Annotated in this window: 19 protein-coding genes; 14 read left to right on the top strand and 5 right to left on the bottom strand. The window is 64.3% G+C overall.

The genetic code is table 11. The annotated features are described in order from the left end of the window. Positions 1 to 127: 127 nt before the first annotated feature. Complete coding sequence (locus ABIB80_RS14365; RefSeq protein WP_354127738.1) at positions 128 to 1,348, top strand: NAD(P)/FAD-dependent oxidoreductase; 1,221 nt, start codon at positions 128 to 130, stop codon at positions 1,346 to 1,348. 50 nt (positions 1,349 to 1,398) lie between these two features. Here the strand turns inward: ABIB80_RS14365 and rbsK are convergent, their stop codons facing one another. Then, positions 1,399 to 2,307 carry a ribokinase gene (gene rbsK, locus ABIB80_RS14360; protein WP_354127737.1) on the bottom strand — a complete coding sequence of 303 codons (909 nt, stop codon included), beginning with the start codon at positions 2,305 to 2,307 and terminating at the stop codon, positions 1,399 to 1,401. A gap of 18 nt (positions 2,308 to 2,325) precedes the next feature. Then, positions 2,326 to 3,219 (bottom strand): sugar kinase, encoded by an 894-nt coding sequence (locus ABIB80_RS14355; RefSeq protein WP_007593904.1) that lies wholly within the window; start codon positions 3,217 to 3,219, stop codon positions 2,326 to 2,328. A 210-nt stretch (positions 3,220 to 3,429) separates the two neighbouring features. Between ABIB80_RS14355 and ABIB80_RS14350 the strand changes: the two genes are divergently transcribed. The 9 genes from ABIB80_RS14350 to ABIB80_RS14310 all read left to right on the top strand — a co-directional run bounded on the left by ABIB80_RS14350 (position 3,430) and on the right by ABIB80_RS14310 (position 12,992). Continuing rightward, entirely contained in the window at positions 3,430 to 4,278 is an 849-nt protein-coding gene (locus ABIB80_RS14350; RefSeq protein WP_354127736.1) for a VOC family protein, read from the top strand. 265 nt (positions 4,279 to 4,543) lie between these two features. Continuing rightward, the gene (locus ABIB80_RS14345) at positions 4,544 to 5,203 is read left to right on the top strand and encodes a TetR/AcrR family transcriptional regulator (RefSeq protein ID WP_007593902.1); all 660 of its coding nucleotides are present in this window, start codon (positions 4,544 to 4,546) and stop codon (positions 5,201 to 5,203) included. 340 nt (positions 5,204 to 5,543) lie between these two features. After that, positions 5,544 to 6,353: an ABC transporter permease gene (locus tag ABIB80_RS14340; RefSeq protein ID WP_007593901.1), complete on the top strand. Its 810-nt coding sequence runs from the start codon at positions 5,544 to 5,546 to the stop codon at positions 6,351 to 6,353. Positions 6,354 to 6,415: 62 nt separating this feature from the next. Continuing rightward, entirely contained in the window at positions 6,416 to 7,408 is a 993-nt protein-coding gene (locus tag ABIB80_RS14335; RefSeq protein ID WP_354127735.1) for an ABC transporter substrate-binding protein, read from the top strand. Between the two features lie 14 nt (positions 7,409 to 7,422). Continuing rightward, entirely contained in the window at positions 7,423 to 8,253 is an 831-nt protein-coding gene (locus tag ABIB80_RS14330; protein ID WP_246648965.1) for an ABC transporter ATP-binding protein, read from the top strand. Positions 8,254 to 8,257: 4 nt separating this feature from the next. Beyond that, a complete protein-coding gene (locus ABIB80_RS14325; RefSeq protein WP_354127734.1) occupies positions 8,258 to 9,655 on the top strand; it encodes an enolase-like domain-containing protein in 1,398 nt (465 codons plus the stop codon). Continuing rightward, the gene (locus ABIB80_RS14320) at positions 9,652 to 10,803 is read left to right on the top strand and encodes a Gfo/Idh/MocA family protein (RefSeq protein WP_354127733.1); all 1,152 of its coding nucleotides are present in this window, start codon (positions 9,652 to 9,654) and stop codon (positions 10,801 to 10,803) included. The genes ABIB80_RS14325 and ABIB80_RS14320 overlap by 4 nt, the downstream gene beginning before the upstream one ends. 135 nt (positions 10,804 to 10,938) lie before the next feature. Beyond that, positions 10,939 to 12,129 (top strand): dihydrodipicolinate synthase family protein, encoded by a 1,191-nt coding sequence (locus tag ABIB80_RS14315; protein ID WP_354127732.1) that lies wholly within the window; start codon positions 10,939 to 10,941, stop codon positions 12,127 to 12,129. Continuing rightward, positions 12,129 to 12,992: a sugar phosphate isomerase/epimerase family protein gene (locus ABIB80_RS14310; protein WP_354127731.1), complete on the top strand. Its 864-nt coding sequence runs from the start codon at positions 12,129 to 12,131 to the stop codon at positions 12,990 to 12,992. The genes ABIB80_RS14315 and ABIB80_RS14310 overlap by 1 nt, the downstream gene beginning before the upstream one ends. A 1,197-nt stretch (positions 12,993 to 14,189) precedes the next feature. Here ABIB80_RS14310 and ABIB80_RS14305 read toward each other — a convergent pair. The 3 genes from ABIB80_RS14305 to ABIB80_RS14295 all read right to left on the bottom strand — a co-directional run bounded on the left by ABIB80_RS14305 (position 14,190) and on the right by ABIB80_RS14295 (position 18,741). Next, complete coding sequence (locus ABIB80_RS14305) at positions 14,190 to 15,800, bottom strand: Spy/CpxP family protein refolding chaperone (protein WP_354127730.1); 1,611 nt, start codon at positions 15,798 to 15,800, stop codon at positions 14,190 to 14,192. A 342-nt stretch (positions 15,801 to 16,142) separates the two neighbouring features. Further along, positions 16,143 to 17,357: an ornithine--oxo-acid transaminase gene (rocD, locus tag ABIB80_RS14300; RefSeq protein WP_007593888.1), complete on the bottom strand. Its 1,215-nt coding sequence runs from the start codon at positions 17,355 to 17,357 to the stop codon at positions 16,143 to 16,145. A gap of 163 nt (positions 17,358 to 17,520) precedes the next feature. After that, entirely contained in the window at positions 17,521 to 18,741 is a 1,221-nt protein-coding gene (locus tag ABIB80_RS14295; RefSeq protein WP_007593886.1) for a cytochrome P450, read from the bottom strand. A 107-nt stretch (positions 18,742 to 18,848) separates the two neighbouring features. On the opposite strand from ABIB80_RS14295, the gene ABIB80_RS14290 reads away from it, so the two are divergent. The 4 genes from ABIB80_RS14290 (at position 18,849) to ABIB80_RS14275 (ending at position 22,009) form a co-directional block, all read left to right on the top strand. Beyond that, positions 18,849 to 19,403 carry a phosphonopyruvate decarboxylase gene (locus tag ABIB80_RS14290; protein WP_354127729.1) on the top strand — a complete coding sequence of 185 codons (555 nt, stop codon included), beginning with the start codon at positions 18,849 to 18,851 and terminating at the stop codon, positions 19,401 to 19,403. Further along, entirely contained in the window at positions 19,400 to 19,990 is a 591-nt protein-coding gene (locus ABIB80_RS14285; RefSeq protein ID WP_354127728.1) for a thiamine pyrophosphate-dependent enzyme, read from the top strand. Before ABIB80_RS14290 ends, ABIB80_RS14285 begins: the two co-directional genes overlap by 4 nt. Before the next feature lie 122 nt (positions 19,991 to 20,112). Beyond that, positions 20,113 to 20,814, top strand: coding sequence for a TetR/AcrR family transcriptional regulator (locus tag ABIB80_RS14280; RefSeq protein WP_007593882.1), 702 nt, complete (start codon positions 20,113 to 20,115; stop codon positions 20,812 to 20,814). Position 20,815: 1 nt separating this feature from the next. Continuing rightward, complete coding sequence (locus ABIB80_RS14275) at positions 20,816 to 22,009, top strand: efflux RND transporter periplasmic adaptor subunit (protein WP_007593881.1); 1,194 nt, start codon at positions 20,816 to 20,818, stop codon at positions 22,007 to 22,009. Positions 22,010 to 22,046 lie beyond the last annotated feature (37 nt).

Here is a 22,046-nt window from a genome sequence, read left to right as displayed (position 1 = left end):
GTTCAAATGGGCCTGCCTTCGTCAGGGACGGACACGAGCGCCGGCTCCTCCTGGGCAAGCAAGCCAAAATCAGCGAGAGAGGAGACGACATGGGTGACGCTCGTGTCTTGCGGAAATGGGCTGTCCAATGACCGATGGCCCGGTGATCATTGTCGGTGCCGGCCATGGTGGCTACCAGGTCGCGGCATCCCTGCGCCAGGCGGGCTTTTCCGCTGCTATCTGCCTGATCAACGACGAGGCGCATCTGCCCTATCAGCGGCCGCCGCTGTCCAAGGCCTACATCAAGGGCGCGGCCGGGCCGGAGAGCCTGATGTTCCGGCCGGAGAAATTCTACCAGGACCAGACCATCGAGCTGGTGGCGGACCGCGCCGTGTCGATCGACCGCGCGCGGCGCAAGGTGCTGCTCGCCTCGGGCAGGACGCTGCCCTATGGCCACCTCGTGCTGGCGACCGGCGCGCGCAACCGGCTGCTCGATCTGCCCAATGCCAACCTTCCCGACGTGAAATATTTGCGCATCCTCGACGACAGCGAGGCGCTGCGGAAGATCATGCCCTCGAAGACGCGGGTGGTCGTGATCGGCGCGGGATTCATCGGCCTCGAATTCGCGTCCACCGCGCGCATCAAGGGCCTCGAGGTCGACGTGCTCGAACTCGCCCCGCGCGTGATGGCGCGCGCGGTGACGGCGGAGGTCTCGGAGTATTTTCAGGCGCGGCATCGCGAGGCCGGCATCCGCATTCACCTCGGCGTGCAGGCAACATCCATCGAAGCTGAGGGCGGCAAGGTCACCGGCGTCTCCTTGAGCGACGGAAGGCACCTGCCGGCCGACCTCGTCGTGGTCGGCGTCGGCGTGCTGCCGAATATCGAGCTCGCGGCGGAGGCGGGGCTGCCGGTCGCGGCCGGTATCATCGTCGACGAATATCTCGCGACGGCTGATCCCGATATCTCGGCGATCGGCGATTGCGCGCTGTTCAACAGCCCGCGCTTCGGCGGATCGCAGCGGCTGGAATCGGTGCAGAATGCCACCGATCACGCGCGCTGCCTCGCGGCGCGGCTGACCGGCGACCGCAAGGCCTATGACAGCCATCCCTGGTTCTGGAGCGACCAGGGCGAGGACAAGCTCCAGATCGCGGGCCTCACCACCGGCTACGACCGCGTCGTGCTGCGCGGCGATCCCGCCAGGAAGGCGTTCTCGGCGTTCTGCTACAAGGGGGACAGTCTGCTCGGCATCGAATCGATCAACCGTGCCGGCGACCACATGTTCGGCCGCCGCCTGTTCGGCCTGGATCGCTCGATCACGCCGGAGCAGGCCGCCGACGAAAGTTTTGACCTGAAGGGCGCGCTGGCGTGAGCTCTTCTCCCTCGCCCCGCTTGCGGGGCGAGGTGAAGGAAGCGCGCGGTCTACATCACCGCGCCGACTTCCGCGGCTGTCGGCATCGACGGCCCCGCGCCCATGCGCTGCACGGAGATCGAGGCGGCGGCATTGGCGAAGGCGAGTGCCGCGCGCAAGTCGACGCCGTCGGCAAGTTGCGCCGCGAGTGCTCCCACAAAACAATCGCCTGCGCCTGTGGTGTCGATCGCCTTCACCACGCGGCCGGACACCGAAATCTCCTCGCGTCCGGCGAGCGCGAGCACGCCACGCTTGCCGAGCGTGACGCAGATGGTCTGGTCCTCGCGCGCCTGAAGTTTTCGCGCGACGTCGAGGATCCGCGCGGCCTCGTCACTGTCGGACAACTCCACGCCGGCGAGGAGGCCGAGCTCGGTCTCGTTCAGCACGAGGATGTCGACCAGCGCGAGCAATTCGCTCGACATGGTTTGTGCCGGGGCCGGATTGAGCAGCGTCGTGGCGCCGGTGTCGCGAGCCCGTTGAAAGAACGCGGCAATCGTCGGCAGCGGGATCTCGAATTGACTGACCGCGACATCGCCCTTTGCCAGCGGGACGGCCGCGACGTCATCGACGCTGACCAGCGCATTGCTGCCGGGAATGACGACGATGGTGTTGTCGGCCTCCGCCACCGTGATGATGGCGGTGCCGGTGTGCGCTTCGGCCGTCTCGCGGATCGCGCCGAGATCGATGCCTTGCGCGCCGAGGAACGTCCTCAGCTCACCGCCGAACGAATCCTTGCCGAGCCGGCCGATCAGCGTGGTCCGCGCGCCAAGCCGCGTCGCCGCCACCGCCTGGTTGGCGCCCTTGCCACCCGGAAAATACAACACCTGCTTGCCGGCGACGGTCTCGCCGACCCGGGGATGGCGATCGGCCGTCGCCACCACATCCATGTTGATGCTGCCGGCGACGAAGACCCGCCCCATGAGAGACCTCTGCGAACGCTAGACCCTGACCTCGAACTCGTGCCTGACCTTGGCGATGTCGACAAGGGTCGGCAGGCCGGCTTCGTTGCCGAGACGCTGGATCTTGAAGGTCGAGGCTGCCCGGGCAAAATCGAAATGCTCGCGCCAGCTTTTGCCGGGATGGGCGAGATAAGAATAGACATAGGCGCCGTGAAAGACGTCGCCGGCGCCGTTGGTGTCGATCACGCGCTCGCGCGGAATCGGCATCGCCGGCATCACCTGCACCGTTCCGGTCTCGTCGTACCAGAGCAGGCCCTTCTCGCCCATGGTGATGCCGCCAATCTTGCAGCCGCGGCTCTTGAGGTAATCCAGCATCTTCTCCGGCGTCAGATCCATCTGCTCGCACAGGCGCTCGGCAACGATGGCGACGTCGATGAATTCCAATAGCTCATGCGTGTTGGTGCGAAGGCCGCCACCGTCGAGCGAGGTCAGAATGCCGGCCTCGCGGCAGACTTTTGCGTAGTGGATCGCGGCATCGGGCTGATGGCCGTCGACATGCAGCGCGCGGCAGCCGCCGAGATTGAGCATCGGGAACGGATGGATGTGGTCGTCGTCGCGGCAGCGGACGATGGCGCGCTTGCCGTCCTTTGGCATGATGAAGGACAGCGAGGACTGGTTGACCTTCCGCCCATGCAGCGAGATCGCGTATTTCGCGCACATGTCCATGAACATGCGGCCGAGCCAGTCATTGGCCGCGGTCGCGATCAGATCGGGCACGATGCCGAGCTTGGCGCAGCAGAACGCCGCGGTCACCGCATTGCCGCCGAAGGAAACCGCGTAGTCGGAGGCCACGTGCTTCTCGTCGCCGGTCGGCATGTGGTCGGTGATGAAGACGACGTCGATATAGGTCTGTCCGATGAAGAGAGCCTGCATTGCTTGTCCGTGATGCGCTTTGTGGTCCCGGCCGGCGCGCTTACTGTAACACCGGTTCCGCCGCGGGACCGCTGAAATTATTCGCAAAACCGCCGCCCGGAGTGCTTGAGGTCGGCATGCGGCCGGAATACGACCATCACCGGACAATGCCAAGCCCGGACAAACGCCGTCTCTCGGTCCACGGTTCCGGGCCGTTCAACAGGGGGTAGCATGATCACCGGCCTCGATCACGTCGTCGCACTGGTCAGGGATATCGGTGCGGCCAGGGCGGCCTATCAGACGCTGCTCGGGCGCGCGCCGGCCTGGCAGAATTCGGGCGAGGGCGCAGATCGGGTGCTGTTCACTCTCGCCAACATGACGATCGAATTGATGGCGCCGAACGGCTTCAGCGTGACCGCCGACCGCATGCGCGCGTTGCTCGGCGACCAGGAAGGCGTGCTCGCCAGCCTGTGCTTTCGTGTCGCGGACATGAGCAAAATGCACCGGCGGCTGGAGCGGGTGGCGCTCAAGCCGGATCCGGTTGCCGAGGTCGAAAGCAGCGACGCGGAGAGCGGCGCGGCCCTGCACTGGAAGCGGACGCGCGCCGCCACGGAGCTCACGCGCGGCGTGCGCATGTTCTTCCTCGAACTGGCTGATGAGCGTCCGCTTTCGCCGGCGACCGATATCGGGCCGATCGATGCGCTCGACCACGTCGTGATCACCACGGAGGACTCCGATCGTGCCGCCGCGCTGTATGGCGCGCGGCTCGGGCTCGATCTGGCGCTCGACCGCTCCCACCAGGATTGGGGCCAGCTGATGTTCTTCCGCTGCGGCGATCTCGTCGTCGAGCTGGTGCGCCGCCCTGTTGCGGGCGGCGATCCCCTGCATGACCGCCTCTGGGGCCTGAGCTGGCGGGTGACCGACATCGACGCCACGCGCGCCCGCCTGATCGCCGCCGGCCTCGACGTCAGCGAAGTGCGCAACGGCCGCAAGCCGGGCACGCGGGTGATGACGGTCAGGACCGGCACCTGCGGCATCCAGACGGTCCTGCTGGAGCGCTCGCCGAAGCCGGTGGATTGATCTCCGCTCTCTTCGTGTCCCGGACGCGCTGCAGCGCGCAGCGCTGCTGCGCAGAGCCGGGACCCAGAAGGCGGCGACCTCTCATTGATATGGGCCCCGGCTCTGCAGCGCACCGCTGAAGAAGCGCTGCGCTGCGTCCGGGGCACGAGATCGTTCTCAAACCGCCGCGCGCGTGTTACATGCGTCTTGAAGCATCCAGCGAGCACCCGGTTTGGCGAAAGCAGCGGCAAAGCGAACTCTGAAATGGCAGCGCGATCCCGAGGGGATGCGGCTGCGCATTCTCGAAGCCGCCAAGCAGGAATTCTCGGCGCACGGGCTCGCCGGTGCGCGCGTCGACCGCATCGCGGCCAACGCCGGCGCCAACAAGCGGATGCTGTATTATCACGTCGGCAACAAGGACGAGCTCTATCTCGCGGTGCTCGAAGGCGCCTACGACAAGATCCGCAGCGAGGAGCGCGGGCTCGATCTCGAGCATCTCGATCCGCCCGAGGCGATCCGCCGCCTGATCGAGTTCACCTGGAATTATTTCCTGCGCAATCCTGAATTCCTGTCGCTGCTCCAGACCGAAAATCTCGCCCGTGCAAAGCACCTGAAGCGCTCGACCAAGGTCAAGTCGATGCACTCGCCCTTCGTCGAAATGATCGGCACCGTGGTGCGGCGCGGTGTGTCCGGCGGCGACTTCAAGGTCGCGGTCGATCCTGTCCAGCTCTACATCTCGATCGCGGGGCTGTGCTTCTTCTATCTCTCGAACTCGGCGACGCTCAGCGTGATCTTCGGTCGCGATCTGCTGGCCAAGGACGCCAAGGACGAGCGGCTAGACCACATGGTCGGCCTCGTGCTGGCAGCGCTGACCGGACAGTCGGCCGCACTGTTAGCTATGACCAAGACGCCGAAATCGCGCGCCGCGGTGGTGCAGACGGTTTAGCGCGACTTCGTCGTATCGCTGCTTGCGATAATGGAAATTGTGGAGTCGGACTGCACCCCCAACGTCGTCCTGGCGAAGGCCAGGACCCATACCGCGTGATCCATCGATCGCGCGTGGTGCCAATCCCGAACGACCAGCCTCGCCAAACTTCACCTGTGGTTATGGGTCCTGGCCTTCGCCAGGACGACACCGAATGTTTGGAGGGACGGCACGTTCCGCCGCGATCCCCCGCCCAAACCTTGCGGAACCCCCGCCCAAAACGTCGCAGGAAAACCGCTGGACAGTATTTACCCAACGGGTTAATTTCTCGCCCAACGAACAAGACGACCGGGAGTGAGACGTGGCTGAGCTGAAGCCGCAGAGTGCGGTGTCCAAGATGCTGAATGCGGCCTGGATCCGGCCGTTTTTGTTCCTGGTGTTCATCGTCGTGGCCTGGGATCTCGCGATCCGGCTGTTCAAGATTCCCGCCTATCAGATCCCGTCGCCGGGCGATGTCATTGCGGTGCTGCGCACCGATTGGCCGGAACTGCTGCGCCAGTCCTGGCCGACGACTTATGCGACCGTCTGCGGCTTCGCGCTCTCGGCGCTGTTCGGTATCCCCATCGCGATGCTGATCGCGGGATCCAAGACCGTGGAGAGCTACGTCTATCCCCTGCTGGTGTTTTCTCAGTCCGTGCCGAAGATCGCGATCGCGCCGCTGTTCGTGGTCTGGTTCGGCTTCGGCATCATTCCGAAAGTGATCTCGGCGTTCCTGCTCGGCTTCTTTCCGGTGGTGGTCTCCGCCGTGCAGGGCTTCAAATCGGTCGATCCAGATATGGTCGATCTCGCCCGCGCCATGCAGGGCAGCCGCTTCCAGGTGTTTTGCGCGGTGAACCTGCCGCATGCGCTACCGGCGATCTTCTCCGGCCTCAAAGTGTCGGTGACGCTGGCCGTGGTCGGCGCCGTCGTCGGCGAGTTCGTCGGCTCCAATTCCGGCATCGGCTATGTGATGCAGCGCTCGATCGGAACCTTCGACCTGCCGACGATGTTCGCGGCGCTCGTGATCTTGGCGCTGCTCGGCGTCATCCTGTTCTGGATTGTGGACCGGATCGAGAAGCTGGTCATTCCCTGGCATGTCAGCCAGCGCGAGGACGTGATTTTCGCCTCTTAACAACAACCATAGCAACGAACGGCCGCCAACGGCCGACGCAACAACGACAAGGGAGAGTGACGATGAAGCGGTGGATAGGAGCTGTCTCGGCGGCGCTGATGGTGTTCGCGGCCATGCCGGCGCAAGCAGCCGACAAGGTCGTGTTGATGCTCAACTGGTACGTCTATGGCGAGCACGCGCCGTTCTATTACGGCAAGGCCAAGGGCATTTACGCAGCCGAAGGCATCGACCTCGAGATCCAGGAAGGCCGCGGCTCGGCCGCGACCACGCAGGCGGTGGCCGCCAAGACCGCCGATTTCGGCTATGTCGACGTGCCCACCATGATGCGCGCCGCGATCAAGGGTGCGCCAGTGGTTGCGACCGGCGTGCTGCTCCAGACCAGCCCGATGTCCGCGATGGGCTTCGTCGACAAGAACATCAGGAAGCCCGAGGATATCAAGGGTAAGACGGTTGCGATCACACCGGCCGATTCCATGACCCAGATCTGGCCGCTGTTCCTGAAGAAGACCGGCCTCAAGGAAAGCGACTTCCAGACGGTGGCGGGCGATGGCCAGACCAAGCTCAACGCCGTCATCAACGGCCAGGCCGATCTCTTGCTCGGCTACGTCATGGACCAGTCGATGAAGATCAAGGACGCCACCGGCAAGGACGTCTATCCGATCAAGTTCGCCGACTACGGCATCAACATGGTCTCGTCGGGCATCATCGCCAACACTGATTATGTGAAGGCCAATGCCGACCTCGTCCGCCGCTTCATGTCGGCGACGACCAACGCGGTCGAAGCCGCCGAGAAGGAGCCGAAGGCCGCGGCGCAATCGATCCTCGATGCCAACCCCAAGGGCGGCAAGATCGACACGCTGACGCAGGGCTTTGAGCTGACCATTCCGCTGTACCGGACGCCTGAGACCAAGGGCAAGCGCCCGTTCCAGGTCACCGACCAGAACATGACGGACTCGGTCAATCTGATGGTCGAATATGGCGGGCTCGATGCTAAGGCCAAGGAGAACCCGAAGGCGTTCTACACCAACGACTATCTGCCGAAGAGCGGTTCGTGAAACCTGCGACGAACATGAGTGAAACCCTGCAACCGGCCGCGCATCTGAGACTGGTGAGCGACCGGGCTGCCGGCGATGCGTCGGGCATCAAACTGTCCGGCGTGTCGAAGACCTATCGGACGCGCGACGGCGATGTGCCATCGTTGCGGCCGCTCGACTTCCATATCAACGACGGAGAGTTCTTCGTCGTCGTCGGCCCATCCGGCTGCGGAAAGTCCACGCTGCTCAAGCTGATCTCGGGGCTGCTGCCGCCGACGACGGGCGAGATCCTGGTCGAGGGCGAGAAGGTGACGGCGCCGCACGGCAATGTCGGCATCGTGTTCCAGAACGCGCTGCTGCTGCCGTGGCGCAACATCCTGTCCAACGTCATGCTGCCGATCGACATGAAGCGGCTGCCGCGCCAGACATATCTCGACCGCGCCAAGGCGCTGTTGAAGCTGGTTGGGCTCGAAGGCTTCGAGAAGAAGCTGCCCTGGCAGCTCTCCGGCGGCATGCAGCAGCGCGCCTCGATCTGCCGCGCCCTGGTGCATGATCCCAGGATCATGCTGATGGACGAGCCGTTCGGCGCGCTCGATGCGCTGACGCGCGAGCGCATGAATGTCGAGCTGATGCGGATCCAGCGCGAGACCAGGAAGACGGTGCTGTTGATCACGCACTCGATCCCCGAGGCCGTGTTCCTCGCCGATCGCGTGCTGGTGATGACCGAGCGGCCCGGCGCGATCGCCGCGATCTACGACGTGCCGCTGCCGCGCCCGCGCTCGCTCGACGTGATGGCCGACCCTGTGTTCACCGAACTCGTACAGCGCATCCGCAAGCATTTCTTCTCGCAAGGGGCGTTGGACTGAAGCCATGTCACCGCGCCTGAAGCTGCGAGACATCGCCTTCTTCGAACGTCCCGTGCAGTTCGCGCGGCCGTTCCGCTTTGGCGCGATCACGATCAACGCGACTCCGCAGCTGTTCGTGCGGGTCGGGATCGCGGTCGAGGGCAGGGGAAGTGCTGTCGGTGCGAGTGCCGAGCTGCTGGTGCCAAAATGGTTCGACAAGCGGTCGGAGCTTTCGCCGGCCCAGACCGTCGATGACTTGCGCCGCTCGCTGGAGATCGCGCGGGGGCTTTATCTCGCGCGAACCGGATTTTTGACGGCATTCGATCTGCATGCATCGTGCATCGGTGCCCAGGTCGCGACCTGTGCGAAAAAGAACATTCCGGCGCTTGCCGCGGCTTGCGGACCCGCCGAAATCGACAAAGCGATCCTCGATGCGCTGCTCCGCGCTGCCGAGACCAATTTCTTCGACGGCATGGCCGGCAATGTCGCCGGCATCGACGCGCGGCTTTCGCCCGACCTGAAGGAAACGGATATCACGGCCTTTCTATCGGGCCGGAAGCCGCTGGCGCGCGTTGCCATCAGGCATACCGTCGGTCTCGACGACACCGTTGAAGGCGAGGGCGGAGTTGCAGATCCCCACGAGAACTCCGGTGCAAGATACTTCAAGCTGAAGCTGTCGGGGGACCCCGTCGGCGATGCAGCGCGGCTGGCGCGCATTGGCAAGGAGCTCGATGCGCTGGACCGGGACTACAAAGTGACGCTCGATGCCAACGAGCAATATGCCGATCTCGCAGCCTTGCATGAACTCATCGGCCGGCTCGACCATGACACTGCGCTGCGATCGATTTCATCCAGGCTGCTCTATGTCGAGCAGCCGATGCCGCGCGATGTCACGAGGCAGTCGCCGCTCGGCTCGCTCGCGGCGCGCGGCTTCATCATCGACGAAGCCGACGATTCCTACGACGCGTTTCCCGCGGCACGGGCGCTCGGCTATCACGGCATCTCCTCGAAGTCCTGCAAAGGGCTTTACAAGTCCATCGTCAACGCGACACGCGCGGCGAAATGGAGCTTGGCCGGCGAAAGATTCTTCGTGACCGGCGAGGACCTCACCTGCCAGGCGGGCCTCGCCGTGCAGCAGGACCTTGCGCTCGCGGCCTTCATCGGCATCACCCATGCCGAACGTAACGGCCACCATTACGTCGATGGCTTCGGTGATACGCCCGCCGCGGAGGCCCAGGCCTTCGCCGTCGCGCATCCCGATCTCTACGCGGATGCCGGGCAGGGCATCCGCCTCTCCATTCACAACGGCGATCTCCTCACGGGATCGCTCAATGCAACGGGCTTTGCGACGTCGGTTCATCCGGACTGGTCGGCGCTACGCCCGCTCGAACAGCCAAAATCTCTGCAGGAGCAATCGGCATGACCACCCAACGCCTCGGCCTCATCATGAACGGCGTCACCGGCCGCATGGGACTCAACCAGCATCTGATCCGCTCGATCGTCGCGATCCGCGAGCAGGGCGGCGTCCGCTTGAAGAACGGCGACCGCGTGATGCCCGACCCGATCCTGGTCGGCCGCAGCGCCGAGAAGGTCGAGGGGCTCGCCAAGCGCTACAACATCGCGCGCTGGACCACCGATCTCGACGCCGCCCTCGCCGACAAGAATGACACCATGTTCTTCGATGCCGCGACCACACAGGCGCGGCCGGGGCTTCTGACCCAGGCCATCAATGCCGGCAAGCACGTCTATTGCGAGAAGCCGATCGCGACCAATTTCGAGGAGGCGCTCGAGGTCGTCAAGCTCGCCAATTCCAAGGGCGTCAAGCACGGTACGGTGCAGGACAAGCTGTTCCTGCCCGGCCTGAAGAAGATCGCCTTCCTGCGCGACTCCGGCTTCTTCGGCCGCATCCTCTCGGTGCGCGGCGAGTTCGGCTATTGGGTGTTCGAAGGCGGCTGGCAGGAGGCGCAGCGGCCGTCATGGAATTACCGCGACGAGGACGGCGGCGGTATCATCCTCGACATGGTTTGCCACTGGCGCTACGTGCTCGACAATCTTTTCGGCGAGGTCGAGAGCGTGAGCTGCATCGGCAACACCGACATTCCCGAGCGTTTCGACGAGCAGGGCAAGAAGTACAAGGCGACCGCCGACGACTCCGCTTATGCCACGTTCCAGCTCAAGGGCGGCGCCATCGCCCACATCAACATGTCCTGGGTGACGCGCGTCTATCGCGATGATCTCGTCACCTTCCAGGTCGACGGCACGCTCGGCTCGGCCGTCGCCGGCCTTTCCGACTGCATGATCCAGGCGCGGCAGGCGACGCCCCGACCGGTGTGGAATCCCGACGAGAAGCGGCTGCACGATTTCTACAGCGACTGGCAGAAGCTGCCTGACAACGTCACCTACGACAACGGCTTCAAAGAGCAGTGGGAGATGTTCATCCGCCATGTCTACGAGGATGCGCCCTACAAGTTCACGCTGCTCGAAGGCGTCAAGGGCGTGCAGCTCGCCGAATGCGCGCTGAAGAGCTGGAAGGAGCGGCGATGGATCGACGTCGCCCCGATCAAGGTCTGAGGTCTATCGGATAATCATCGATGTTGTTGAGCCGTCATTGCGAGCGAAGCGAAGCAATCCAGAAACCCTCCGCGGACACAGTCTGGATTGCTTCGTCGCTTCGCTCCTCGCAATGACGGGGAGAGGTCTGAAATCATGAACAAGCCCGTCCAGCCGATGTTGTCGTTGTCGCTCAAACTGCCGAAGGCCGATCGCTCGATCGAGACCTACCGGCTCGCGGCCTCGCGAACGTTTCCCGCAAAGCTCGAGGGTCCGCTGAACCGCATTGCGTTCTCCGCCGTCCATACCGTGATCGATCCCTTCGCCGACAACGACCCGTGGCTCTCCGCTGCCGTCGACTGGGACAAGACCATCGCCTTTCGCGAGCACGTCTGGGATCTCGGTCTCGGCGTGGCGGAAGCCATGGATACCGCGCAGCGCGGCATGGGGCTGGACTGGCCGACCTCGCTGGAGCTGATCACGCGCTCGGTGTCCGCCGCCAAGCGCCGCAACGCGCTGGTGTTTTCCGGAGCGGGCACGGACCATCTTGCGGTCGAGGACGCCAAGAATCTCGACGACGTGATCCGCGCCTATGAGGAGCAGATATCGGCAGTCGAGAAGGTCGGCGGCCGCATCATATTGATGGCGTCGCGCGCGCTGGCGAAGCTGGGCCGCAACGCCGACGATTATGCCAAGGTCTATGACCGTGTGCTGTCGCAGGTTCGCGAGCCCGTGATCATCCACTGGCTCGGCGACATGTTCGATCCGGCGCTGACGGGATATTGGGGCACCAACGATCTCGACAAGGCAATGGATATTGCGGTCGCCATCATCAACGGCAACGCCGCCAAGGTGGACGGTGTCAAGGTTTCGCTGCTCGACAAGCAGCGCGAGATCGACATGCGCCGTCGTCTCGACAAGCGCATCAAGATGTACACCGGCGACGATTTTAATTATGCGGAGCTGATTGCCGGCGACGAACAGGGCTTTTCGCACGCGCTGCTCGGGATCTTCGATGCGATCGCGCCGGCGGCGTCCTACGCCTTGTCGCGGCTGGCTGCTGGTGATGAGGCGGGCTTCCACGACGTGCTGGGGCCGACGGTGCCGCTGTCGCGCCACATCTTCAAGGCGCCGACGCGGTTCTACAAGACAGGCGTGGTGTTCATGGCATACCTCAATGGTCACCAGGACCACTTCACCATGGTCGGCGGGCAGGAGAGCACGCGCTCGACGCTGCATCTGGCCGAGTTGTTCCGGCTGGCCGACAAGGCCGGGCTGCTCGCCGATCCGGAGTTGGCGACGCGGCGGATGAAGGCGGTGCTCTCAACGCGCGGAATCGAATCCTGATGCGTGATTTTTCGTCCGACCATCGCTGGCTGTCGCTCAACACGGCGACAATCCGCAAGCAGGCTGATCTCGTCGAGATCATCGACGCCTGTGCCAGGCACGGCATCCGCGCCATCGATCCCTGGCGTGACCAGGTCGCAGCCGTCGGCCTCGAGCGTGCCGCGCGTGCGGTGCGCGATGCCGGTCTCGACCTGTCGGGCTATTGCCGTGGCGGCATGTTCACCTCCGACGCATCGCGCCGGAGCGAGGTGCGCGACGACAACCGGCGCTGCGTCGACGAAGCCAAGGCGCTGGGAGCCCCCTGCATCGTTCTCGTCGTCGGCGGCCTGCCGCAATATTCGCGGCCGGGCAGCGAGGCGTCGAAGGACATCGCCGGCGCGCGGACGCAGGTCGAGGAAGCGCTCGCCGAAATGCTCGATTACGCCAAACAGGCCAAGCTGCCGCTGGCGATCGAGCCGCTGCATCCGGCCTATGCGGCGGACCGCGCCTGCGTCAACACCACGAAGCAGGCGCTCGACATCTGCGACCGGCTCGACCCTGATCGCAGCGGCATGCTCGGCGTCGCACTCGACGTCTATCACATCTGGTGGGATCCGGAGCTGATGGGCCAGATCGCGCGCGCGGGCCGGGATCGCCTGCTCGCGTTTCATGTCTGCGACTGGCTGGTGCCGACCAGGGACATTCTCAACGACCGCGGCATGATGGGCGACGGCGTGATCGACATCAAATCGGTGCGCGAAGCGGTCGAAGCACAGGGCTTTGCCAGCTATTCGGAGATCGAAATCTTCTCCAACGACTGGTGGAGCAGACCGATGGATGAGGTGCTGCAAACCTGTATCGCGCGGCACAAGACGGTGGTGTAGCTTTAACGAACGCTGGTCTCACGGGCTTGCTACCTGCTGCAGCCTGTTGAAGCGCGCCTTCTGCTCGGTGCTCCGCACAAACTCCTGCAGAGCAGCGAACTAGTTGGGAGTAGTACCAACGAGAGGTGGACAGCCTTCACCTTTCAGGCAGAATATCACCACCCCGATGCCGCAGCCGCGCCACAGTCTGCGCCAGATCGGATGAGGTAATTGGTGGCATCAACGATCGGCAGGCACGGCGGATGTACCCTGCCTGACGATCTTGAATGGCCCCGACGTGCAATCGTCGGGGCCATTGTGCGTGGCAAGGCTGGCCACTTTTGGCAAAGGCCTCGGCGTGGTCGGACGCGGCTGATTTTATTGCGGTTGTAAGGAAAGACCGCACGAACGCGGTCTTGCAGTCCAATGGGCCGGGACCAAATAGTTTTGGGATCAAATTTTTTGTCCGGTCCGGTCTGGTCACGAGCTAACCACATCCAGGAAGGGCCGCTCACTATTAAAATTTCAGTCCTAAATAATTTCAGTCCTAAATGGAACGCGCCGGCGACCTATCGTCCGATGCGCGCTTTGCTGACGTGTGCCTAGAGCGCAGGCCGAAGGGCTGTCATTCTGCGCAGCCCTTGTTGCTGCCCCGCATCGTTCGCCTTGCTATTCGGTGAAAAGTCAAACGATTGCGCTATCATCGATGACCGTCAAACACCGGGCTGTCACTCGTCAATTCAATCTGCGAAGCTGTGACACCCCAAATGCGCTTGTAAGCAAACAAGCGTGAAGGAAGGGTTCGCAATGGAGAAGGTGCGACGCTTGCGTGCGATAAGTTCGCTGTGCCGGCAACAGGCCGCGTACAACAGCATAAATGGAAGCTGCTCGCATAAGCAGAATACTGGGATCACCTGGCCCATCTTGAGCTGTCTTCCTACTTCCAACAATGCAACGCCATTAGCTCGAATGAGATAGAGCGGCCTCGATCAATCACAAACACGAATGACGCTGGACCGAAGGCGATTTCGGCCACGTGAGGACGGAGCAAGGCTGTCGTTTGCATTCCGCCACCGCACGTCTCACAGAGAGAAGTGGCCTGGACACGCATGCTCTCGTCGAGCTGTGAAGCAGGGCAGGGCGATTGCGGTCACACCACGTCGTTCGGCTGCTGCGCAAATGGCCACGAGAGAATGCCGAGAGAACGCGACCTCGTCCTCACGGGCTTGCGACCTGTTCCAGCGCGTTGAAGCGTGCCTTCTGCTCGCTGCTCAGCGTGGCATAGAACTCGTCAAGAGTCGGTTCGACCAGCTTGGCGGCCGTCAGCATGGCTTCGAGCCGGTGCTGCATCGCTTCCAGCCGTCCGACCGGCGTCAGCGGTACATCGTTCGGGCAGGCCGCCTGCAGGTGATCGACGCCCTTGGCCGTCGCTTCGCTGAGGCGGTCGAGCGCTTCCTTCTGCTTGCCTGCGGGGTGCAGCACTGCCTCGATCCTTTGGATCGGTAACTGGGTCAAGCCGGACTTCGGATCGCCGCAGCCGTCGGCAGTGGTTTGGGCACTGGCTTGCTGCGGCAGGGAGCGCTCGCCGACATTGGGGCCGAGCGCGTTGAAGCGCGCCTGCTGCTCGTCACTGAGTGAGTTGTAAAAATTCTCCAGTGCCGGCCGCACGATCTTGACGGCTTCCAGCGTCGCGCTGATGCGGTTCATCATTGCGCGCAGGCGGCCGGGTGGAGTCAGTGCATACGTCTCTGCGCAGGAATCCTTGAACACACCGGCAGCGTTGGCCGCCGCGGTCTTCAGCTCGTCGAGCAGCGTGCGTTGCTCCGGTGTCGGCCGTACCGCCCGCGCGATATCGGCAAGCGGCCAGGCGGTGACGCCCTTGTCCGGTGTGCCGCACAATTGCCGCAGCGTCTGGGGGCTCACGCTGGCGCCTCGAGGAGCGCGGGAGCCTCCGCCGGCTTGCGGATAGTCATACGGGTTGGTGCTGGCATAGGCGGAATAGGGGCTGTCACCACCCCAGAACACGGTGTCGACGAAGTCGTCATACGCGTACGCCCAATAGCCGGGCTCGTAGGCATAGGACCAGAAGGTGTAGTCAAAAATGTCGGAATAGGCGTAGGGCCAGAACACCGGCCCAAGCCATGCCACGAAGGCCGCGGGATGGCGGTGGCGCCAGGCCTGCCGGGGCGCCCAGCCGCTCTGGCGGGTGATGAGAGCCGCCTGGGTTTGCGAAGTGGCCTGCTCGCGGAAACGCTCGGCAAATCGCCCGCGCCCGGCGGCTCGCCCTGCGGCAGCCGCTGCAGCAGTTGCCGCGGGAGCCTGTCCCAGCCGCTGCTGGCGCGCCAGATCGGTTTGCTGCACACGCTGCTCACGCTGGAGCAAGCGGTTTTGCGTCTGGAGCATTCGTTGTTGCTGGCGTTGCGCCCGCGCACCTTCAGGCTTTTGCGACTGCAATTGCTGCACGCGCTGCTGCAGCCGATCGATGCGGGTCTGGCGCTCCGCGGTCTGGCGCGACAGCACCTCGCGCTGCCGCTGCTGCACCACCTGCTGGCGCTGCTGGATCTGCAGGTGATGCTGTTGCGCGCGTTGATCGATCTGCTCCCGTCGCGACAGCCGCTCGCGCGCGGCTGGCGGTCCGCTGGGGCGCAAGGGGGCGGCGATGTGCGGCGTCGGCCGCGGCCCCATGGCCGGACGTTGCGGTGCAGGCGGCGCCCGATGGAATTCAGGTCGCGGCGCCGCCACGTGCTGGGCAGCCCGCGGCGGTGCAGCGAAGTGGGGGGCCGGACGCTGGGGCGGTGAGGCGAGGTGCGGCGCCGGATGCGGCGCCATGGCCGGTCGCTGCGGCATGGAAGGTGGATGGAATGCGGGGGCGGCGGGTCGCACCATGGCCGGCGGCGCCGGCGGACGGGCCATGGCAGGTGGTGCGGCTGGCCGAACTGCCGGCGCTGCGGCCGGCCCGGGTGGTCCACCCCTTCCGTGTCCCTGAGCGGACGCGCTGACGCTCGCCGCCAGCATCGAGGCACCAACCAAAAAGGCCGTCAGGCAAACGCCATGCGGAAGCATGCTCGTCGCTCCCAGCTCGATATCGCCCACAATTCTCAACGCACAGGTGGCGGAATCGTTCGTCGTTGGTCGCAGCAGGCAATTGCGATCTTCCGACGCAGGCAGGCTCTAGGAGAAATCCTGCGTCAGGATCGTCGCGAACTGCTCCAGTGCCCCGTCGACCTGAGCGCTGGTGATCACCAGCGGCGGGGCGATGCGGATGGTGTGCTCATGGGTGTCCTTGGCGAGGATGCCCTTGCCCTGGAGCGCCTCGCAGTAGCGGCGCGCGCGGCCGGCTTCGGGATGCAGCTCGACCGCCAGCATCAGGCCGCGGCCGCGCACGTCGCGGATCGTGTTGGCGCGGATGGCTTTCAAGCCTTCGAGAAAGCGCGCGCCTTGCGTGGCTGCGTTCTCGATCATGCCTTCTTCCACCAGCACGCGCAGTGCCGCGCGCGCGACCGCGCAGGCGAGCGGGTTGCCGCCGAAGGTTGAGCCGTGTTGCCCGGGTCGCAAAGTCCCGAGCACGTCGTTGTTCGAGAGCACAGCCGACACCGGATAGAAGCCGCCGGACAAGGCCTTGCCGAGCAGCGTCACGTCAGCCTCGACGCCTTCGTGCTGTTCGGCAAGCAGCTTGCCAGTGCGGCCGAGCCCGGTCTGGATCTCGTCGAGCACCAGCATGACGTTGTTGGCCGTGCAGAGCTTGCGCACCCCCGTGAAATAGCCGGGTGGAGGAATGATGACACCGGCTTCGCCCTGGATCGGCTCGACCAGAAAGGCGACGGTGTTTTGCGTGATCGCTTCTTCCAGCGCCGCGGCGTCGCCGAACGGGATAATCTTGAAGCCCGGCGCGAACGGCCCAAAATGGGCGCGGGTCTCGGGCTCGGTTGAAAAACCGACGATGCCCAGCGTGCGCCCGTGGAAATTGTTGGTGCAGACGATGATCTCGGCCTGGCCGTCCGGCACGCCTTTCACCTCGTAGCCCCATTTCCGCACCGACTTGATCGCGCTTTCGACCGCCTCGGCGCCGCTGTTCATCGGCAGCACCTTGTGCGAGCCGGTCAACGCCGCGATCTCTTCGTAGAACGGGGCGAGCTGGTCGTTGTGAAAGGCGCGCGAGGTCAATGTAAGCCGGCTCGCCTGTTCGACCATCGCGGCCAGGATTTTCGGGTGGCAGTGGCCCTGGTTGAGAGCCGAATAAGCCGAGAGGCAATCGAGATAACGGTTGCCCTCGGTATCCCACACCCAGACACCTTCGCCGCGCGACAGGACGACCCCGATCGGCTCGTAGTTGCGAGCGCCAAAGCGTGCTTCGGTTGCGAGGAAATCGATGACCGAGGAGCTCATCTTCGTCACTCCATTGCTGCTTCGGCATTGGCCGTTGGCGAGGCGCGCGCTCCCGTCGATTTGCCTCCCCTTGTCAAATGGTTATGCGGATCCATAAGGCAATCTTCCGCCGACGGCCCTCTACTGTGCATGGGGTTGTTTTCGACATCTTTTGTTTCCGGCCTCAGCCGATTGCGCACGGCACGCTCAAGAACCCGCGGAACCGCACCCGTCCACCCCTAACCGGCTGTCCGCTCACGGCATAGTTCGGGAAGCGCGCCAAGAAGCGTGAGACCGCGATGGCGCCTTCCAGCCGCGCCAGCGCCATGCCGGCGCATTGATGCGCACCGGTGGCGAAGGCGAGATGCCGGTTCGGCGTGCGCGCGATGTCGAATCTCTCGGGGTCGGGAAACTGCGCCGGATCGCGGTTGGCAGCTCCGATGCACAGCGTGATCGACGTGCCGGCATCGAGCATGACGCCGCCGAGCTCGACCCGCTCCGTGGTCATGCGGTTGCCGAGCTGGTTCGAGCTCTCGTAGCGCAGCGTCTCTTCGACCGCAGTTTTGATGAGGTCGGGGTGGTCGATCAGCCGCCGCTTCTGATCCGGATTGCGGTCGAGCGCCACGAGGCCGTTGCCGATCAAATTGGTGGTGGTCTCGTGGCCGGCATTGAGCAGGAAGATGCAGTTGTGCAGCAGCTCCTTCTCGGTCAGCCGCTCGCCGTTCTCCTCGCCCTGTATCAGGCGCGTCAGCACGTCGCGTTCGGGGTTGCCAGGCTTCGCTCGTCGGCGTGCGACCAGCGTTCGGAGGTAGCCGAGGAAATCCGTCACCGCCTTGTTGCCGCGGGCAGCGACTTCAGGTGACACCACTGGTTCGAGGGCACCGAGGATTGCCAGCGACCAGTCGCGCAGCGGCGCGCGCTCGTCATGGGGCACGTCGAGCAGATTGCCGATCACCTCGATGGGGATCGAGGCGGCGAAGTCCTCGATCAGCTCGCAGCTGCCCTTGGTGGCGATGGCATCGAGCAGACCGTCGACCAGCTTGATGATATCAGGCTCCATCCCGGCGATTGCGCGCGGCGACAGCGCGCCCATGATCAGGCGCCGCACGCGGGTATGCGCCGGCGGATCGTTGAAGACGAGGCTCGTGGTGTGGTGCTCGTAGAGCGGGGTGTCGCCGTATTTCGGCGCGAACTCGCGCTTCTTGTCCGAGCTGAACGATTTTGTGTTCTTGTAGGTCGTGACGAGATCGTCATAGCGGGTCAGGAACACGGTGCCGTTGCGCAGGCGCTTGACCGGCTCGTTCTCCCGCAGTGCACGATAGGTCGGGTAGGGATTGTCGTAGAATTCCGCCGTCAGCTTCTCCAGATCGAAACTGGCCGCCAGTTCGTTCGCACTTGCGTTCATGCCGCCATACTCGCCGGTTGAGTCCGATATGCTGTATTCGCTCTTTTGAGAGGCTCGGTTCACCGTCTACAGTCGAACCGCGATTTGCAAGCCGACCAGACAGGAAAATGCACGCCCGTGCTGACGCTGCCGACACCGCCGCCGAGTCCGGCACTCAGTGGACCGACGATATCTTCACGACCTTGCAACGCTTCGACGTCCGGCAGGTGCCCTACGTGCCCGACGCCGGCCATTCAAAGCTGATCCAGCGCGTGCTGGCCTCGTCGACGATGCGCGGCATTCCGCTGACGACGGAGGAGGAGGGCGTGGCGCTTCTCGCCGGCGCCTGGACCGGCGGACAGCGCGGCGTGCTGCTGATGCAGTCGAGCGGGGTCGGCAATTGCATCAACATGCTGTCGCTAATCCCGATCCTGCGCTTTCCCTTCCTCACGCTGGTGACCATGCGAGGCGAGTGGGGCGAGTTCAATCCGTGGCAGGTGCCGATGGGATCGACCACGCAGGGCGTGTTCGAGCTCTCGGGTGTCAAGGTGCTGCGGGCTTCGACCGCAGCCGAGGTGCCGGCCGTGCTCGAGGCGGCGGCCGCGCAGGCCTATAACGCCCTCACGCCCACCGCCGTCCTGCTGTCGCAGCGCCTGATCGGCGCCAAGGTTTTCACCAAATGAGCAAGGCCAATCTCCTCGACCGCCGTCAGGTGGTGTCCACGCTTCTCGCGGACCGCAAGGATGTGGTTGCGATCGGCGGTCTCGGCGCCTCCACCAACGACATGTTCGCGGCCGGCGACCATGCCCGGAATTTCTACCTCTGGGGCGGCATGGGCGGGGCGGCGATGATCGGGTTGGGCCTCGCTCTGGCGCAGCCAAAGTTGCCGGTGCTGGTCATCACGGGCGACGGCGAGATGCTGATGGGCATGGGCAGCCTTGCCACCATCGGCCTCCAGAAGCCGTCCAACCTCTCGATCGCGGTGCTCGACAATGAAGCCTATGGCGAGACCGGCGGTCAGACCAGCCACACCGCCGCGGCCGCCGACCTCGTCGGCGTCGCCAAGGCCTGCGGCATCGGGGATAGCCGGTCCGTGACGACCATGGTCGGGGTCGAGGCTTTCGCGAAAGCCGTCCACGACGTCACCGCCGGGCCGCGCTTTGCCAACGTGAAGATCGACAGCGCCAATCTGGAGCGGATTTTGCCGAGCCGGGATGGGACTTACATTCTCAACCGGATTCGCGGCGACCTCGGTTTCCGGCCAATCTAGGCGCTCCCGTCCTGCACGGGGACCGTGTGGGCGAGGTCAATTTCCACTGGAATTACAACGCACTCAGGTTGCGATGCAGCATAGTGCTTGACTTTTGCGTGGGTGAGTGCTTACTCACTAGCATGAGCTCATTGCGTATGACGAGCGACCTGAGGCGTCAATTGATCCTCGGCGCCGCAAAGCGTTGCTTTGCCCGACACGGCTATACCGGCACCACGACCAAGAGCGTGGCGGCCGCCGCTGCCATTTCCGAGGCGCTGCTGTTCAAGCATTTCCCGTCCAAGGCCGCGCTTTACGCCGAAATCCTCAGCGACGAATGCGAGGCGGACCCGGCGCTCATGGAGCTGCTCGAACGTGAGCCGTCGACGGCCACGTTGGTCGAAGTGATCCGCGGCATGGTCGGGCATTTCATGCACATCGCCGATGGGCCCGACCAGGAAGAGGCCCAGCGCCTGCGATTGATGGCCACGAGTCATTTGGATGATGGCGAATTCGCTCGTTTGCTATATGCCAAGATCGAGACGCTGATCGGGGCGGCCTTCGTCGCCTCGCTCAAGCGTGCGGTTGCCGCGAGGGACGCGCGGCCATACAACGGCGAACCGCTCAACCTGTTCTGGTTTGCGCATCACACCGTGATGACGGCTGCGCTGACCAGGCTGCCGGCCACGCCGTGTCTCGCTTACGGCAAGGCGAACGACCTCGAGCGGCAGCTGTGTGAGTTTCTCCTGAGGGGTATCGGACTTAACGACGCCGCAATTGTTTCGCATTTGGGCCGCGATCAGGCCGGTTGTGTGGGCAAGACGGCGATTGCAGAGAGTGCATGACATGAACATCGTCACCGAACACAAGATTTCGGGCGAACCGATCGACAACAAGGCTCCCAAGCGTCCGGTCCGGCCGGTGCTCTGGTTCATCATCGTCGGCGCGCTTCTGGCGGTGCTCGTCGGTGGCCTCGTCTGGTTCAATTATTTCCGCGGCCAGATGATCAAGCAGTTCTTCGCCAACAACAAGCCGCCGCCGGTCGCGGTCAGCGCCGCCGAGGCGAAGTCCGAGGTGGTGCCGAACCTGCTGACCGCGGTCGGTGGGTTGTCCGCCGTGCACCAGGTCGACGTCAGCGCCGACGTCAACGGCCGCGTCACCGAGATCAAGTTCGAGCCAGGCACGCATGTCGAGGCCGGCACGCCGCTGGTGCAGATGTTCGACGCGCCGGAGCAGGGCGACCTCGCCAACTACAAGGCGCAGTCCACCGTCGCGCAGCTGTCGCTCGACCGCGCCAAGCAACTGGCGTCGCGCCAGTTCGGCCCGCAGGCAACCGTCGACACCGCGCAGGCCGCGTACGATCAGGCGCTGGCGGGTATTGCCAAGACCGAAGCGTTGATCTCGCAGAAGCTGGTCCGCGCGCCGTTCGCCGGCGATCTCGGCGTTCGCAAGGTCGAGGTCGGCCAGTATCTGACCGCCGGCACGGCCATCGTTTCGCTGACGGATCTGTCGGAGCTGTGGGCCAACTTCACGGTGACGGAAAAGGACTCGGGCAATCTCAAGGTCGGTCAGCCGGTTCGGCTGAAGGTCGACGCCTATCCGGGCCGCACCTTCGACGCCAAGATCACGACGATCGAACCGCAGATATCGAGTGACACCCGCAACATCCGCGTGCAGGCGACCATCTCCAATCCGGAGAAGATCCTGAAGCCCGGCATGTTCGTGACCACCACCGTGGTGCTGCCGGACAAGCCGGCCGTGGTCACCGTGCCGGAGACGGCGGTCGACTACACGCTGTACGGCGACTCGGTGTTCGTGATCACCGAGAAGAAGGAAGCCGACGGCAAGACCAGCCTGAGCGCGGTGCGCACTTTCGTGCAGACCGGCAGCCGGGTCGAAGGCCGCGTCGAAATCGTCAAGGGCGTGAAGCCGGGCGACAAGGTCGTCGCCGTCGGCCAACTCAAGCTGCAATCGGGCGCGGCGGTGTCGATTTCGACCGACCCGGCTCCGCAGATCCCGGCGCAGCCACCGCGCTACTGACATCGTACACGTTGCAGCATGATCCGGCACGGCCGGG

The organism is Bradyrhizobium sp. i1.15.2 (genome assembly GCF_040548425.1).
In the GTDB taxonomy this organism is placed as follows: Bacteria; Pseudomonadota; Alphaproteobacteria; order Rhizobiales; family Xanthobacteraceae; genus Bradyrhizobium; species Bradyrhizobium canariense.
This window is presented reverse-complemented; position numbering and strand designations above follow the sequence as displayed.

Excerpts from the sequence above, each read along its gene's own strand:
- ABIB80_RS14310 (WP_354127731.1), top strand. The coding sequence starts at position 12,129 with ATGCGTGATTTTTCGTCCGACCATCGCTGGCTGTCGCTCAACACGGCG.
- ABIB80_RS14355 (WP_007593904.1), bottom strand. The coding sequence starts at position 3,219 with ATGCAGGCTCTCTTCATCGGACAGACCTATATCGACGTCGTCTTCATC.
- ABIB80_RS14295 (WP_007593886.1), bottom strand. The coding sequence starts at position 18,741 with ATGAACGCAAGTGCGAACGAACTGGCGGCCAGTTTCGATCTGGAGAAG.
- ABIB80_RS14315 (WP_354127732.1), top strand. The coding sequence starts at position 10,939 with ATGAACAAGCCCGTCCAGCCGATGTTGTCGTTGTCGCTCAAACTGCCG.
- ABIB80_RS14285 (WP_354127728.1), top strand. The coding sequence starts at position 19,400 with ATGAGCAAGGCCAATCTCCTCGACCGCCGTCAGGTGGTGTCCACGCTT.
- ABIB80_RS14335 (WP_354127735.1), top strand. The coding sequence starts at position 6,416 with ATGAAGCGGTGGATAGGAGCTGTCTCGGCGGCGCTGATGGTGTTCGCG.
- ABIB80_RS14345 (WP_007593902.1), top strand. The coding sequence starts at position 4,544 with ATGCGGCTGCGCATTCTCGAAGCCGCCAAGCAGGAATTCTCGGCGCAC.
- ABIB80_RS14280 (WP_007593882.1), top strand. The coding sequence starts at position 20,113 with ATGAGCTCATTGCGTATGACGAGCGACCTGAGGCGTCAATTGATCCTC.
- rbsK (WP_354127737.1), bottom strand. The coding sequence starts at position 2,307 with ATGGGGCGGGTCTTCGTCGCCGGCAGCATCAACATGGATGTGGTGGCG.
- ABIB80_RS14275 (WP_007593881.1), top strand. The coding sequence starts at position 20,816 with ATGAACATCGTCACCGAACACAAGATTTCGGGCGAACCGATCGACAAC.
- ABIB80_RS14320 (WP_354127733.1), top strand. The coding sequence starts at position 9,652 with ATGACCACCCAACGCCTCGGCCTCATCATGAACGGCGTCACCGGCCGC.
- ABIB80_RS14305 (WP_354127730.1), bottom strand. The coding sequence starts at position 15,800 with ATGGCGCCGCATCCGGCGCCGCACCTCGCCTCACCGCCCCAGCGTCCG.
- ABIB80_RS14290 (WP_354127729.1), top strand. The coding sequence starts at position 18,849 with ATGCACGCCCGTGCTGACGCTGCCGACACCGCCGCCGAGTCCGGCACT.
- ABIB80_RS14350 (WP_354127736.1), top strand. The coding sequence starts at position 3,430 with ATGATCACCGGCCTCGATCACGTCGTCGCACTGGTCAGGGATATCGGT.
- ABIB80_RS14325 (WP_354127734.1), top strand. The coding sequence starts at position 8,258 with ATGTCACCGCGCCTGAAGCTGCGAGACATCGCCTTCTTCGAACGTCCC.
- rocD (WP_007593888.1), bottom strand. The coding sequence starts at position 17,357 with ATGAGCTCCTCGGTCATCGATTTCCTCGCAACCGAAGCACGCTTTGGC.
- ABIB80_RS14365 (WP_354127738.1), top strand. The coding sequence starts at position 128 with ATGACCGATGGCCCGGTGATCATTGTCGGTGCCGGCCATGGTGGCTAC.
- ABIB80_RS14330 (WP_246648965.1), top strand. The coding sequence starts at position 7,423 with ATGAGTGAAACCCTGCAACCGGCCGCGCATCTGAGACTGGTGAGCGAC.